This window comes from Marinifilum sp. JC120 (assembly GCA_004923195.1).
Taxonomy (GTDB): Bacteria; Desulfobacterota; Desulfovibrionia; order Desulfovibrionales; family Desulfovibrionaceae; genus Maridesulfovibrio.
This window is the reverse complement of the sequence record RDSB01000017.1, coordinates 33912-49368: the sequence shown is the minus strand read 5'-3', so window position 1 is coordinate 49368 and position 15457 is coordinate 33912. Positions and strand designations below refer to the sequence as shown.

Sequence of the window (15457 nt, the reverse complement as noted above, 5' to 3'; positions counted from 1 at the left end):
CGCTTGCTGATACTGCGGGTAGTGCAAATTGAGATTTCGTTATATAAAGATGTCGTTATGTTTTGCCGATGGGGTTTTTGATGGAAATTTTGAAATTCAGTAAAGCTTTGTCCGATGAGATCAGAATCAGACTTCTGGCCATGCTTCGGGACAACGAGCTCAATGTAGGTGAGGTTGTGCAGGTTCTGGGTATGTCCCAGCCCCGTGTTTCCCGCCATTTGAAAATTATGCACGAGAGCGGCCTTCTGGAATCCAGAAGGGAAGGGCTTTGGAATTTCTACCGTCTGGCCCGTTCTGGCAAGGGCAATCGCTTTGCGGAATCCGTCAGCTGGCTCATTGAAAACGAACCCGAAGTGGAAGAAGACCGTCACCGGGTAGCCAAGGTGTTGGCCGAGCGCAACCTTGAGACCCGCAAATTTTTTGATGAAATTGCTGAGGACTGGGAGCGTTTACAGCGCGATGTGTTCGGCGAGTTCAATATTGATAGCGAGCTGCTTCATCTGGTAGATCGTTGTTCGGTTGGAGTTGATCTCGGTTGCGGTAACGGCTCTTTGCTGGAAAGCTTGCTTGCGAAATGTGACACAGTTATCGGAGTGGACAGTTCGCCCAAGATGCTGGAACTGGCTGAAAAACGTCTTGGTAATCATCCCGACGTGAGCCTGCGTATTGGCGAGCTTACCCATTTACCCCTGCGCGATTGGGAAGCTGACCTGACTTTTATTTCCATGGTTCTGCATCATTTGCCACGCCCGGATAAAGCTGTTGCAGAGGCTGCGCGAACTCTTTCAAGTGGTGGGAAGTTGGTTATTGCCGATTTTCTGTCACACTCAAACGAGCGTATGCGCAGTGAATTCGGTGACCGCAGGCTCGGTTTTACAGAAGACGAGCTTGGCGGTTGGGTGAAGGATGCAGGTCTTGAATCCGTCAATATCCGTCGTTTTCCCGTAAATGAAGGACTTACAGTCCTTGTTTATATATCAGAGAAAAAATAGTTAAATTTTGGAGGATACAATGCTTAAAGTAGATTCTAAGCTTGATTACAAAGTTGCTGACATTTCCCTCGCTGACTGGGGTAACAAAGAAATGCAGCTTTCCGAGCGCGAAATGCCCGGTCTCATGTCTATCCGTGAAAAATACGGTAAAGAGAAGCCCCTCAAGGGCCTCAAAGTCATGGGTTCCCTGCACATGACCATTCAGACCGCAATGCTCATCGAGACACTGTACGCTCTCGGTGCTGACATTCGCTGGGCTTCCTGCAACATTTTTTCCACTCAGGACCACGCAGCCGCAGCCATTGCAGCTAACGGTACTGCAAAAGTATTCGCATGGAAGGGTGAAACCCTCGAAGAATACTGGTGGTGCACCGAGCAGGCTCTTACCTGGCCTGACGGTTCCGGTCCTGACCTCATCGTTGATGACGGCGGCGACGCCACTCTGCTCATTCACCACGGTGTAAAAGCAGAAGCTGACGCTTCCATCCTTGATGAGAAGACCGACAACAAGGAATTCCAGTGCGTTCTGGATCGTCTGAAGCTTTCCGTTGCCGAGAATCCCGGCAAATGGACTGCTATTGCTAAGCAGATTCGCGGTGTTTCCGAAGAAACCACCACTGGTGTACACCGTCTTTACCAGATGCAGGAAGCAGGCGAACTGCTCTTCCCCGCAATCAACGTTAACGATTCCGTTACCAAGTCCAAGTTCGACAACCTTTATGGTTGCCGCGAGTCCCTCGCTGACGGCATCAAACGCGCTACTGACGTAATGATCGCCGGTAAAGTCGTTGTTGTTGTCGGTTACGGTGATGTTGGTAAGGGTTGTGCTCAGTCCATGCGCGGCTTTGGTGCACGCGTTTTGGTTACTGAAGTTGACCCCATCTGCGCGCTTCAGGCAGCAATGGAAGGCTTCGAAGTATGCCCCATGGCTAAAGCAGTTGAGCGCGGTGATGTTTTCGTTACCTGCACCGGTAACTACCACGTTGTAACCGGCGAGCACATTTCCAAAATGAAAGATGAAGCAATTATCTGCAACATCGGTCACTTTGATAACGAAATCGAAATGGGCTATCTCGAAGACAGCAAGACTGCCAAGAAGATCGAAATCAAGCCTCAGGTTGATAAATGGGTTATGGAATCCGGCAAGTCCGTCATCGTTCTTGCTGAAGGCCGCCTTGTAAACCTCGGTTGCGCTACCGGACACCCCAGCTTTGTAATGTCCAACAGCTTCACCAACCAGGCTCTTGCACAGATCGACCTCGCTAAAAACGAGTACGAACCCAAAGTAATGATCCTCTCCAAGAAACTCGACGAAGAAGTTGCAAGACTCCACCTCGAGCGTCTCGGTGTAGAGCTTGAAGTTCTTACTGAAGAGCAGGCCGGTTACATCAACGTTGATGTTGAAGGTCCTTACAAGCCTGATCACTACCGTTACTAAGATTTAATGTCCCCTAGGGGATGTTGATTTGAATATAAGATTCCGCAGTGCTTTGGTGCTGCGGAATTTTTTTATTTAATACATTTCTCCTTTACATTTACCCCATAATAAGTCACTAACTCCCACCTCGGCGTGACTGGACGCATATAAAGATCGCATTCCTTAAATCGGAATTTTCGCTCCATTTTTCGGAGCCCTTATCCTCTACGTTCCAGAGATTATTAAGTATTCGGAATAATTTCCGCAGCACGGTTGCCGTCACGCGCAGCCGTCAGATACAGTCCTATCACCACGGATATATTTGTGAGTTTTAAACAATTTTCTTTTGACCGGCGCATCATGGCCGGAATCAATGCTTGCGGCTATGAAACGCCGACCCCCATTCAGGTAAAAGCCATTCCCGAAGTTATCAAGGGGCGCGATGTAATGGGCCTTGCCCAGACCGGAACCGGTAAAACTGCCGCTTTTGCCCTGCCCATCATGCAGCGTCTGCTGGAGAATAAATTCTCCGGTCAGGGACCTGTGCGTGTGCTGGTGCTTGCGCCGACCCGTGAACTTGCTTTGCAGATTCATGAAAATTTTATGGAGCTGGGCGTTGAGGCAGGAATCCGCAGTGCCGCTGTTTTCGGCGGAGTGGGAGCCATGCCCCAGATTCAGGCTGCCCGCCGTTCATCCGTTGTAGTCGCCTGTCCCGGCAGACTGCTGGACCTGCTGAATCAGGGCGTGATCAAGCTGGACAAGCTGGACACCCTTGTGCTGGATGAGGCAGACCGCATGCTGGACATGGGTTTTTTGCCGGACATCCGCAAGATAATGTCTCGTCTGCCTAAGCGCCGCCAGAACCTTCTTTTTTCCGCAACCATGCCCCACGATATCCGTGAACTGGCGGACAAGATTCTTTATAATCCGGTAACCGTGCAGGTGGCGAATACCGCCCCGGCCAAGACCGTGGAGCATGTTTTTTATCCGGTCAGCCAGCACTTGAAGAACAACCTGTTGTTCAGAGTTCTTGAGCAGACTAAATACGAGAGCATGCTTGTTTTTACCCGTACCAAGCACAAGGCCAAGAATTTGGCTCGCAGGCTTGCGGCGCGCGGACATAAGGCTACCTTTTTGCAAGGTAATATGAGCCAGAATCAGCGTCAGCGTTCTCTGGACGGATTTCGTGACGGAACCTTCAAGGTTATGGTTGCAACAGATATTGCAGCGCGCGGAATTGACTGCGATCGCATCTCCCACGTGATTAACCTTGATGTCCCCGATACCGCAGAGACCTACACTCACCGCATCGGCAGGACCGGCCGTGCTGGCCGTAGCGGCAGCGCATTTTCATTCGTTACTCGTGATGACCTGCGACTTATGCGCGAAATTGAAAAGGCTGTGGGCTACTCTATTGAGCACCGCGAACTGGAAGATTTTGATTACGATAAGCCTAACACCCATGCGGATCAGAAGAGAGGCGCTCCTCGCAGGGCCGGCGGCAACTCCGGTAGAGGGGGCGCAAAACGGTCCGAAAGAGGACCTGGAAGACGTTCTGAAAGGAGTTCTGAAAGAAGCTCGGAAAGAGGTTCTGAAAGAAGTTCTGAGAAAGGAGCCGGTGCAGGTGGTGGCGGGCGCAGTTCGCGTAGTTCGCAAAAACGAAAGTATGGAAAATCTTCAACAAGTAGTGAAGATAGCGGACAGCGCAAGCCGGGCCGTCCTCCAAGAAGAAGACGCCGTAACGTGCGGAGTTCTTAAGTATAATTTTTGATTTAACTACAGACGTGTAATGCTTTTTCAAAAAAACATTTTATTTTTGAAATATTTTTCTTGACTTTTGCATGGAAGTAGTCAAACACTGTTTTTAGTTTCCAACGGCCTCTTTGAAGGACGTTGGTTTTAGTTTGAACAGGTATATCAAGGAGCAGTGTACGCATCTTGTACGCTGCCCTTTTATTTATACCTGACGCACCTGCGTGAAAGTTTTTTACATTTTTTTAGGAGAATTTTTAATGTCCAAGAACATCTATGTCGGTAACCTGCCCTGGTCTGCAACTGAAGACGAAATCCGCGCTGCTTTCGAAGCTTTCGGTGAAGTTGTATCTGTTAAACTCATCGAAGACAGAGAAACCGGTCGTCCTCGTGGTTTCGGTTTTGTTGAAATGGAAGACGCTGGCGCAATGGAAGCTATCGACAATCTGGATGGTAAAGACTTCGGCGGTCGTAACCTCAAGGTTAACGAAGCGAAGCCCCGCGCACCACGCCCCCGCTGGTAGTCAATATATAGTTTGACTGTCTTTTTTTGAGCAAGCAATTGCTCCTAAGCCCGTTTTTCAGTTGAAAGGCGGGCTTTTTTGTATTTTTAGCTGATCTTCATTTCGTTATAATTTTCCCGGTTTCTGCGAATAATATTTCTCACCTGACTATCATCTTCGGAGTTTTTATATGTTGCGCAAGATCATCATATGTGTCTGTCTTTTGTGTATTCCTTCCATGGCTTATGCTCAGCCTTTCCATGTGCGCACATCATCCTTTGTGCCCATACAAGGCGAAACAGTCTTCAACGGTAAGTATCTTGCTGACGGAAACAGTACTACCGGGTGGATAGAGAACAGTGAGGGCAGCGGGGCCGGGGAGTGGGTTCAGTTTTTCTTTCCGGCACAGGTTATTGTGGATTCTGTTTACATTGTGAACGGGATTGATGCCGGGCTGGAACATGGTAAGGTTAACCGGGTTAAAGATGTTGCTATTTCATTTTCGGGGGGGCAGCGGCAGGAGTTTACCCTCATGGATTCAGATAAAAAGCAGAATCCCAGAATCCGTAAATTCCCCACTACCAGCCTCGGTTTGAATATCCGTTCTGTATACAAGCATGGAAATGTTGAGCAGGCAGGGGTTTCCGAGGTGCTCATCGAGTATCACCGAATCACCCCTGATGAGATTGCGGCTGCCTCCGCTTCCAAAAAAGGAAAGTTTGATACTTCCGCAGTTGGCGAAGCTGTGGTGGTCAAGCCCCGTAAGATGAGTACGGAGGAAAAGAAAGTCCTTTATGAAAAGATGAGTGATCTTGAGAAGAAGCAGGCTGTGCTTGATGAAATGAAAGTCTTTTTTGACAAGTTCTACACAAATTTTGTGACCATCAATGAAGAGTATCCGCGTATGTTTACGCAGGATCAATTTTTGCTTGAAAGCTCCACCTTTGAGAATTTCCGGGCCATGCTGCAAAAACGCAAGGTACTCGATAAATATCAGCAGGCGATAGTTTCAACTTCGGGTTTGCGCTTCAGTATCCGCACCCTGACCCCCACGCAAGTGGAACTTTGGGTTAAAGGAGATTACACGGTTATCTACAACATGCAATCGCATCAGATAACGGAAAATTCTCTGTTTCACTTGAAGAAAGAATATGGGGAATGGAAGGTCAAGAATAAGACCGAGTTTTAAGCAAAAATCCGGGGGATGATATTAAGTCATCCCCCGGATTTTCATTTTATGTAGCGAAGCTTATTAAAAGTTTTTGAAGAGTCCAGAGAAACTTTTTTCAAAAAGTTTCTTTGGTCCCCGAAGGGCCGCCGGAGGCATTACCTAGTATGATGGGACCAGTATTCCACATTCGGGCTGAGATGCAGCAGACCGAATTCCTGCCCAAGCTCAATGAGCAGTACTGCGGCGAAGCAGACAATTAACACCATGCCTGAATATTTGCGGATGGAGCCTTGGGGCGCATATCGCCAGACAATGAATCCCGGCAGGATTCCGAAAATGATGCATTCTCCGACTCCGCCTACCAGATTAATAGCTATGAGGAAAATATCTGGATAAAGCAGGCCGACCAGAAGCGGAGGTAGAAAGGACAAACACCAGACCGCAGTCTTGTTGCTGATACCGAAATTGTTGGAGGTGAGGTCGCGCATGAAGCTTAGCAGGGCGGTTCCGTTAGCCATAAAGGCGGTGGACATGGCCACAATGGCGAAGATCAAGGCTACATAGGTGAATACCGGAGTTTGCAGCAGCTTTTCCAGCGGGATGGTGGCTGGATCGTTATTGCCAAAGGCGGTAATCAGGTCGATGTGGGTTTCCGGGTTGGAGAGTGGAAGTGCGCCGAGTACCACCACCAGCCAGGTGATGTTCATGACCATGCCGATGGTTGTCCCTCCGATGATGGCAGTTCGGATTTTTTTTCGGTCATGCTCAAGGGTACGGCAGATACTGGGAATGATGTTGTGGAAATGGAAAGCCATGAGTAGCACTGGCAGCCCTGCTGGAATATAAGTCCAGTCCAGTTTTTCAAGATTCGGTGCGGAAACATCGGGAACAACCATAAAGACGAGCGCGCCGAAGGTTATCCACATGATGGTGACCATGTAGGGCGTGCATTTCTTCATCATTTTCATGCCGAAGGCAGTCATTCCGGTAACCAGCGCGAAATAAAGGATCATGACCACAGACTTGGGCAGGGTGGATTGCAGGCTCATGATAATGGCCGAAATGCCGCAGAGATAGGCCACCAGCACCCCGTAAAGAATTATCAGGTTGGCAACGATGGTTACCCATTTACCGGCGTTTCCCAGTTCCTGATGGAAAAATGTTGGCAGATCGGCGTCTTCGCTGGTGGTCAAGCTCTTCTGTTCTGAGTAGATCAGGGCGGTGTAGGTCATGAGTACCCACATAATCAGAGTGGCGGCAACGGAAGGGTAGAACCCTGCGGCACAGAGATTAACAGGCAGGGCGAGGATGCCCGCGCCGAGCATATTTCCCACAATCACGAACATCATAGACAGGGCGGAGGCTGATTTTTCCTGCGTCATTCGTTTCTCCTGATGCAAATATGTTTGAAAAAAAGCCCGCAGAGCAGAAGCTGTACGGGCTTTAGAATGGTTTTATTCAGCAGTTTTAATAAGGTTCAGCGGATGGGTGTGAACCATGGCTTCGGGTGAGAGGGCTTTATCAAGTGCTTCTTTGGACATATAGCCTTTCTCAATGACGATGTCATAGACTGAGCGTCCGGACTTGAGGGCCTCGTTGGCAACCTCGGTTGAATTCTCGTAGCCGATGTAGGGGTTAAGTGCAGTGACCAGTCCGATGCTGTTTTCCACATAGCCCCGGCAGACATCTTCATTGGCAGTGATGCCGGAGATGCAGCGGTCAGCCAGAGTGCGGAAACCCCGGCGCATGATGGTCAGAGAATTAAGCAGGCTGGCAGCAATGACCGGTTCCATTACGTTCAGTTCAAGCTGTCCACCCTCAGCAGCCATGCTTACGGTTACGTCACTTCCGATAACGGTGAAAGCTATCTGGTTGACCACTTCCGGGATGATCGGATTGACCTTGCCGGGCATGATAGAAGAGCCCGGAGCCATGCGTGGCAGGTTGATTTCATTGAGTCCGCAGCGCGGTCCTGAAGAAAGCAAACGCAGGTCGTTGCATATTTTAGAAATTTTTACGGCTACGCGTTTAAGTACACCGGAAAGCTGCACATAGGCTCCGGTGTCCTGAGTAGCTTCAACAAGGTCCGGGGCCAGTTCAAGGTCGAATCCGGTAATTTCTTTAAGCTTTTCGGTAACCATCTGGGCGTATTTGGGCGGTGCGTTCAGTCCGGTGCCGATGGCCGTGCCGCCCATATTGATTTCGCAGATCAGGGCTTTTGCTTCGCGCACGCGCTCAATATCTTCCCCGACCATAACCGCGTAAGATGTGAATTCCTGTCCAAGAGTCATGGGCACTGCGTCCTGAAGCTGGGTGCGACCCATTTTTAGGATATGGGAGAACTCCTTGCCTTTTGCAGCGAAGCTTTTCTGCAAATATTCCATGGACTCAATAAGTTGGTCCATTTTGGCGATTAGGGTCAGCCGCAGACAGGTGGGGTATACGTCATTGGTGGACTGGGCCATGTTGACGTGAATATTGGGGTGCAGGTTGTCGTATTCACCGCGCTTGAAGCCAAGTTTTTCTAGGCCTATATTGGCGATGACTTCATTGGCATTCATGTTCGTTGAGGTACCGGCTCCGCCCTGAATGATATCCACTACGAACTGTTCATGGTGTCTATCGGCGAGCAGTTCGTCACAGGCAAAAGCAATGGCCTTGGCTTTGTCGTCTTCCAGTTTGCCCAGATCAAGGTTGGTCAGGGCTGCGGCTTTTTTAATCTGAGCCAGTGAGTAGATTATGTGCGGATAGTGGGAGATGGGGATTCCGGTGATGCGAAAGTTCTCGGAAGCTCGCATGGTTTGAGCCCCGTAAAGGGCATCTTCGGGAACTTCCTTTTGGCCTATGCAGTCATGCTCATTACGAAATTTCATTTCTTTCTCCAAAGAATTGTATTGTGGGTGTTTTACGGGGTGGAGAAAGTACCGTGAAATAAAAAAGGCGGCACTATATCCTCCCGTTGATTTCGTTTTATCATATCGGCCTGCGGGGTCAATACAACTATTTGAAATCTTTATTTACACACGGTTCGTAGGAAAATGTGCCGTTTTTGTAAAAAATGTTGAAAAATTTAAAATGAAAATCCGTTTTTGCCTTTATTCTTGGCCTTGTACATGGCTTCATCAGCAATGCGGATAAGTTTTTCCTTGTTTTCGCTTTTGTCCGGGAAAATACTGATTCCGATGCTGACTCCGATTCTGTACACTTTTTCACCTACATAGAATGGTGCACGCATGGAATCAATTACTCGCTGGGCAACCACTTCAATTTCATTGCGTGTCCCTACATCCTGTAGGATAAAAATAAATTCGTCGCCGCCGATGCGTGAAAGGGTATCGCTTGTACGCAGGCAGTCGCTGAATCTTCCGGAAACTTCTTTGAGCACGCTATCCCCGGCCATATGCCCAAGTTCGTCATTTACCTGTTTAAAGTTGTCGAGGTCGGCATAGAGAATAGCAACTTTCATGCGATTGCGTTTGGCATGGGAAATGGCTTGCTTCAAGCGGTCATCAAAAAGGACCCGGTTGGGTAATCCGGTCAGGTTGTCGAACATGGCCAAACGGCGCATGGTTTCTTCGTGTTCCTTACGGTCGGAGATATCCATGAGAAAGCCGTCCAAGCGCAGGATGTTTCCGTTCTCATCTTTAATGGCCATGATGGTTTCGCTGGCCCAAAAGGTGGTTCCGTCCTTGCGTTTGTGTCGGGCTTCAAAATTGTTAGTGTGTTCGAATTTGTCGAGAATGGTTAAAAGTCGTTCCCGTTCCTCCGGCAAAAGATAGCAATCCGTTGAAATATCATTAGTTTCATTAAGGAACGATTTTGGTGAATCGTAGCCGTAATATGCAGCCATCTGGCTGTTGGCATTTATAAATTTTCCCTGTGGTGTAGTCTGGAAAATTCCCAGCGGAGCGGTGGTTACCAGTGCACTGTAATTTTCTTCAGCCTGTTTCAGAGCTTTTTCCTCGTTTCTGCGGTTAGTAATATCTATTATGAAACCGACCATGCTTCCTTCATCTGGAAGTCTGGTCCCTTTTTCATAAACCCAGCGTTCACTGCCGTCGCTGCGAATTATACGGTACTCATGCTCGAATGGTTTTTTTTGGCTGAGGGACTGGCTGATTCCGTTTTTAAGTCCAGTGCGGTCATCTGGATGAACCAGATCGTAGTACATACTTTTGCCGCCCTTGAGGAAGTCTTCTGGTTCATATCCAGTCACCTTGCGAACCTTGGAACTGATATAATGCATTTCATAGGGCTGGACTATTTCGCATTTATAAATGATGCCCGGTGCATTTCCGGCAATGGCTTCAAAAACATTGTCTTTGCTTTTGAGTTCCTTGTTTTGTCGGAGAAGAAGTTGTTGTGACCTGTGATAGTAAAAGAAAAAGATTATGGCAAAGAAGAGCAGGAATAAAAAGACAAGCATTGCCGATCTTATGGCCCTTATGGAAGACATTGAACTGGTCGCGTCTGTTTCAGGGGCGGAAATAGCGACAACTAGCTTCATTTCTCCGAAATGGACATTGTGCCATGCAACCAGTTTTCGTTCCACTCGCTTATTTCTTTTTACAGTGAAAGAGTACTCCCCGGTGCCGTAAGGTTCATGGAGCATGCGAGAGTCTATTTTGATCAAATCCTGATAACCCTTATGCAGGGAGAATACATTTTTACCTTGTATTTCAGTTTCTTGATCAAAGACAACCGTCCCGGATCCGTCGACAATGTATCCTGAACCAAATTTTCCTATTTGCAGAGGGGTAATGTATTTGTCCGTTAACTGGGCCAGATCAATCACAATAGTGAGAATTCCTGCAAAATGGTTGTCAGACCATATGGGCATAAGCAGTCCGGCGAAGCGTATTTTCTCATTAACCACAGGTTTAGGGGTAATGAATCCAGAGTGCATACCAGATACTGCTGAGTAATATTTTTCGGTCCATTCCTGTGCTATGCGATGAGCCTGGACTAGTTTCGGAGAATTGATTTCAGAATTGAGAGGTTCGATTTTATCTACGGGATTAAAGCTGATCAGGGTCAGGGCGGTTAGATCATTCTGTTTGATTTTAAACAGTTTCTTTATAGATTCTGCGGAACGGTTTCCATTGATGAAATCCACCAAGGAGTATTTGGCCATAGTTGAGGTTGATTCAATAATATTTCCTAGCTTGTCTTCCAGAGCTGTGGCTACCAGCTTGGTTTGCAGAGCCTGTTGTTCGTTGAAGATTCTTTCCTGATCGTGGATGGACATGGTGTCCAGTTTTATGCACAGATAGCTGGCTATGCTCAGGATCATAACTAGAGGGATTATAAGCCTGAGCGGAATCCATTTTTTGAAAAAGTTGTCTTTTTTTGCTGCTAGAATCAATTTTTTCTCCGACTGTACATTAAAATAAATCAGTTGTTTATCTGTGATTTTGTTTTTAAATTTCTATTTATTCCGTCTGCTACATATACTGCTATTCCGCTCCAGATAAAGGCGAAAGTGACCATTCTTGCCGAGCTGAAAGGCTCATTATAAACAAAGACACCTAACATGAGAGCCAGTGTGGGGGCGATATACTGCATCATTCCCAGTGTAATCAGCCGCAGCCTGCGTGCTCCATGGGCAAAAAATATGAGCGGCAGGGATGTTGCCGCGCCTGTTCCGAGTAGGAGTAAGTTCTCTATAGTATTTATTTTGTATATACTTATTTCCCCTGAAAAAGCCAGCCACACAAGATAGGCCGCAGAGGCCGGGGCAAGTGCTGCTGTTTCTATAAACAGACCCGGCAGGGATTCAACTTTCATTACCTTGCGCACCAGTCCGTAAAAAGAGAATGTTATAGCAAGAGTCAATGCTATATAAGGAATGTGTCCATAATCAATTATAGAATAGATGACTCCACAGGCTGCGAGTAAGATAGCGATAACCTGAAGCCTCTCCAGCCTTTCTTTTATAAAAATGAAACCGAGCAGCCCGTTCATTAGCGGGGTCATGTAATAACCCATGCTGGTATCCACTACGTGTCCGTGGTTAACTGCCCATATATATACGAACCAGTTGGTCCCGATGAGGCAGCTGCTTATGGTCAGCAGAAGCTTTCCTTTTCTATCCGCAAGGGCGTTTTTGACCTCTGCCCAACGGTTTTTGCAGGAAAGCAGAATTCCTACAAAAAACAGCGACCAGACAATTCTATTGCAGAGCAGTTCAAGGGCCGGGACTTCTTCAAGTGTTTTCCAATAAATAGGGAGGAGCCCCCACATAACGAATGCTGCGGCGGCATAAAAGAGCCCATCGTGAGTGTCTTTATTCATTTTCCGGTCCGGTATTATATTAATGAGGCCGGAAAGATATTCCAATCCCTTGTCTCTTGCAACTGGCTAATTGTTAAAAGGGGGCAGGAAGTAATATATTAGGTACTGATGTCGATGCAGAGGATTGGAGATTTGGGGGTGTCGTCCATTTTTGTGGAAACAGTGACGCAGTTGTTGCCGGAAGCCAGAGAGATGTATGGAGCAGTGGTATGCCACTGGGTTCCTGATCTAATGGTCAGGTAATATTCTTTCAGGGAATGGTCTGCACCTGCCGGGGCTGGCTGATAAATTAAGCGTCTGTTTTCTTTAAGCTTGCACGGATTGCAGATGGTCTCAGAGATCTGCACTCCGTTGGTATCAAGAATATATGCACATTCGATGTTCATATTTTCGGTGATGAAGGCTGAAAGTGTTGAATTTGCGGTGGCGGATGTTTTGCTTATGAGTGCTTCGCGCAGCTTTTCGGCCATTCTTTTGTAGCTGTTTTCCATTCTTTTCTGGCTGTTAAATTTTTCCAGAACATGGGTTTTGAAGCGTGAGGCTAGAAACTTTACAGGATTCATATCTGTGTTGATAGCTATGGCTGCGGGGGCTGGTTTGCTGAAGAAGAATCCCTGAAAGACATCTATGCCGAGGCTCATCAGGGTCAGGGCTTCTTCCGCTGTTTCAATTCCTTCGGCCAGCGGCAGACTTCCTGTTCTTTCGGCAAGGCTGATCAGGGAACGGGTTACTTCCAGATTATGAAATTTGGTATTGATGTCTGTGATGAGGGATCGGTCTATTTTGATGATGTCCGGCTTCAGGGACGGGATGCGGTCAAGGTTGGAGTGGCCTGTTCCTACGTCATCAAGGGCAATGAGAAATCCGTGTTCGCGGGATTTGCTTACAAAAGATGTGAGGGCTGCGTCGCTTCCGGCTTTTGATTCAATGATTTCAAGGATGATGTTGTTGGCGGGGATGCCGCATTCAGCAGCCATTTTTCCGGTTAATCCGTAACCGAAGGTTTTCTCATTGATGATGGCCGCGTCAATGTTTACGGACAGGAGTAATGACCGATTAGTTTTTGAAATGGGTGCAAATGTTTCAAAGGCTTTCTTGCGGCAGGCCCGGTCTAGTTCGGTCAGTGTTTCGATCTCATCGCACATGCGGAAAAGTTTCACCGGGGGGATGTTCTCACCTGTGTGTGGATTTATTGCACGGGTCAGGGCCTCGAATCCCAGCAATCCCTTGCGGTTCATGGAGATCAGCGGCTGCAATACGGTGGTTAGACAATCGTTTTCAATCAGTTCGGAAATAGATAATTTTGAAGTGGTATTCATACATGCAGTCGCTTTTTTATTGTTTACAGAATCCCCTACCCGATTATCACGGATGCAAAGAGTTACTAAGAGGTTTTGGAATTTATAAATCTTTTTTCAAAATTTTTCAAAAAACGGCCGAAAGGGTGGGAAGTCCCTTTCGGCCGATGGGTCCGATGGAGGTGGGCATCGGACCGGGTGACCGGGTTTGTCTGCCGATGATGAACCCGGTCTGCTGTACACTAATTGGGGTTAGAGTGATATTTTAAAGTGATTCTTCGCCTGTTCTGATTCTGATTGTCCGGTTTAGATCCTGTACAAAGATAACACCGTCACCTTCTTTTCCGGTCTGGGCGCCGGCCTTGATGGCTTCCAGTGCTCCTTCGACTTTGTCTTCGTTCAGTCCGATTTCAATGCGTACTTTTTTGAGCAGATTAACTTCCATTACTACGCCGCGGTAGGTTTCTGTGAATCCCGCCCCTCTACCGGAGCCGAGGATGTTGGTTACCGACATGGTGTAGATGCCTTTGGCGTAGAGGGCCTGCTTTACCGGGGTAAGGCATTCGGGCCTGATATATGTGATGATGAGTTTCATTATATTCTTCCTCTCTTTGTGATGGTTCGATTATTCATTGGAGAAGATCTGGAAACCGTTGTAGGATTCCATGCCGTGTTCGCTGATGTCGAGGCCCTTCATTTCTTCTTCTGCGGAAACTCTGATGCCCATGGTTACCTTGGCAATGGTGAAGGCGAGGAACCCTGCGCCGAATGCCCAGACAAAGCAGGCTGCAATACCGATGAGCTGGGGGGTGACCAGTGCAAATCCACCGCCATAGAAGAGGCCGCCTGCACCGTCGTTAAGGGCAGGAGAGGTGAACAGGCCGCAAGCCAGTGTTCCCCATGCACCGCAGACGCCGTGTACGGAAACCGCACCTACCGGGTCGTCGATCCTGAGAACTTTATCAATGAACTCAATGGAGAGTACTACCAGCATACCGGCGATGATTCCGATGATGATGGAAGCAGCGGGAGTTACAGTTGCACAGGCGGCGGTGATGCCGACCAGTCCTGCCAGCGCGCCGTTACAGGTCATGGAGATATCAGGCTTGCCGAATCTGAACCATGAGGTGAACATTGCGCCGAGGGTACCCGCACAGGCGGAGAGACTGGTGGTTACAGCGATGAGGCCGATGGAGCCGTCCGCAGTGGTGGTGGAGCCGGGGTTAAAGCCGAACCAGCCGAACCAGAGGATGAATACACCAAGGGATGCCAGTGGAATGTTGTGGCCGGGGATAGCCTTTGCTTTGCCGTCCGCAGTGTATTTTCCGATACGGGGGCCTAGAACAATGGCACCAGCCAGTGCGATCCATCCGCCTACGGAGTGAACTACGGTTGAGCCTGCGAAGTCCATGAATCCCAGACCTTCAAGCCAGCCAGCACCGGAATCGCCGAGCCAGAGAGAGCCCCATGCCCAGTGACCGGAGATGGGATAGATCAGCCCGGTCACTATGGCGGTTACGAGGATGTAACTGCTGAATTTAGTACGTTCGGCAATACCTCCAGAGACGATGGTTGCTGCGGTGGCTGCAAAAACAGACTGGAAGAACCAGAAGGTTAGGGTCCACTGGGAGCTGGCGTCGGTTAATCCGGTCCCGGACAGACCGAAAGCGGAGGTTCCGACAAATCCGCCTGCATCAAGGCCAAACATAAGGCCGAATCCGAACAGGAAAAAGATGATCGACCCGGCAGAAAAATCGAGAAAGTTTTTCATCAGGATGTTGCCTGCACTTTTGGCGCGGGTGAATCCTGCTTCAACACATGCAAATCCTGCCTGCATAAAGAATACGAGGATAGCAGCGAGAAGTGTCCAGAGAATGTTACCGTGTACCTGAGACATGGCTTCTTCAGCAGCGAAAGCTGCGGAAGGTGCCGCCAAGAGCATGAGAGTTGCGAGGGCCGGAATTTTGCGGCCAACCAGTGAACAGTTAGTAGTCATACAGTCCTCCTTAGGGATGTAGTTTGCTTCAAGG

Annotated in this window: 12 protein-coding genes; 5 read left to right on the top strand and 7 right to left on the bottom strand. The window is 48.4% G+C overall.

Features of this window, described 5'->3' with window-relative positions:
- Window positions 1–80 precede the first annotated feature (80 nt).
- The 5 genes from D0S45_15565 to D0S45_15545 all read left to right on the top strand — a co-directional run bounded on the left by D0S45_15565 (window position 81) and on the right by D0S45_15545 (window position 5853).
- Window positions 81–992 carry a methyltransferase domain-containing protein gene (locus tag D0S45_15565; protein ID TIH13212.1) on the top strand — a complete coding sequence of 304 codons (912 nt, stop codon included), beginning with the start codon at window positions 81–83 and terminating at the stop codon, window positions 990–992.
- Window positions 993–1011: 19 nt separating this feature from the next.
- Window positions 1012–2430 (top strand): adenosylhomocysteinase, encoded by a 1419-nt coding sequence (locus tag D0S45_15560; protein TIH13211.1) that lies wholly within the window; start codon window positions 1012–1014, stop codon window positions 2428–2430.
- Window positions 2431–2733: 303 nt separating this feature from the next.
- Entirely contained in the window at window positions 2734–4167 is a 1434-nt protein-coding gene (locus D0S45_15555; GenBank protein TIH13210.1) for a DEAD/DEAH box helicase, read from the top strand.
- A gap of 254 nt (window positions 4168–4421) precedes the next feature.
- The gene (locus D0S45_15550; protein TIH13209.1) at window positions 4422–4685 is read left to right on the top strand and encodes an RNA-binding protein; all 264 of its coding nucleotides are present in this window, start codon (window positions 4422–4424) and stop codon (window positions 4683–4685) included.
- 169 nt (window positions 4686–4854) lie between these two features.
- Complete coding sequence (locus D0S45_15545) at window positions 4855–5853, top strand: hypothetical protein (GenBank protein ID TIH13208.1); 999 nt, start codon at window positions 4855–4857, stop codon at window positions 5851–5853.
- Between the two features lie 137 nt (window positions 5854–5990).
- Here the strand turns inward: D0S45_15545 and D0S45_15540 are convergent, their stop codons facing one another.
- The 7 genes from D0S45_15540 to D0S45_15510 form a co-directional block, all read right to left on the bottom strand.
- A complete protein-coding gene (locus D0S45_15540) occupies window positions 5991–7217 on the bottom strand; it encodes a tryptophan/tyrosine permease (GenBank protein TIH13207.1) in 1227 nt (408 codons plus the stop codon).
- A 72-nt stretch (window positions 7218–7289) separates the two neighbouring features.
- Entirely contained in the window at window positions 7290–8708 is a 1419-nt protein-coding gene (gene aspA / locus D0S45_15535) for an aspartate ammonia-lyase (protein ID TIH13206.1), read from the bottom strand.
- A gap of 197 nt (window positions 8709–8905) precedes the next feature.
- On the bottom strand, window positions 8906–11200 hold the full coding sequence (locus D0S45_15530; GenBank protein TIH13205.1) for a diguanylate cyclase: 2295 nt from the start codon (window positions 11198–11200) through the stop codon (window positions 8906–8908).
- Between the two features lie 29 nt (window positions 11201–11229).
- The gene (gene rarD / locus D0S45_15525) at window positions 11230–12129 is read right to left on the bottom strand and encodes an EamA family transporter RarD (GenBank protein TIH13269.1); all 900 of its coding nucleotides are present in this window, start codon (window positions 12127–12129) and stop codon (window positions 11230–11232) included.
- Window positions 12130–12227: 98 nt separating this feature from the next.
- Entirely contained in the window at window positions 12228–13448 is a 1221-nt protein-coding gene (locus D0S45_15520; GenBank protein TIH13204.1) for an EAL domain-containing protein, read from the bottom strand.
- Window positions 13449–13692: 244 nt separating this feature from the next.
- Complete coding sequence (locus D0S45_15515; protein ID TIH13203.1) at window positions 13693–14022, bottom strand: P-II family nitrogen regulator; 330 nt, start codon at window positions 14020–14022, stop codon at window positions 13693–13695.
- Window positions 14023–14052: 30 nt separating this feature from the next.
- Window positions 14053–15423 carry an ammonium transporter gene (locus D0S45_15510; protein ID TIH13202.1) on the bottom strand — a complete coding sequence of 457 codons (1371 nt, stop codon included), beginning with the start codon at window positions 15421–15423 and terminating at the stop codon, window positions 14053–14055.
- Window positions 15424–15457 lie beyond the last annotated feature (34 nt).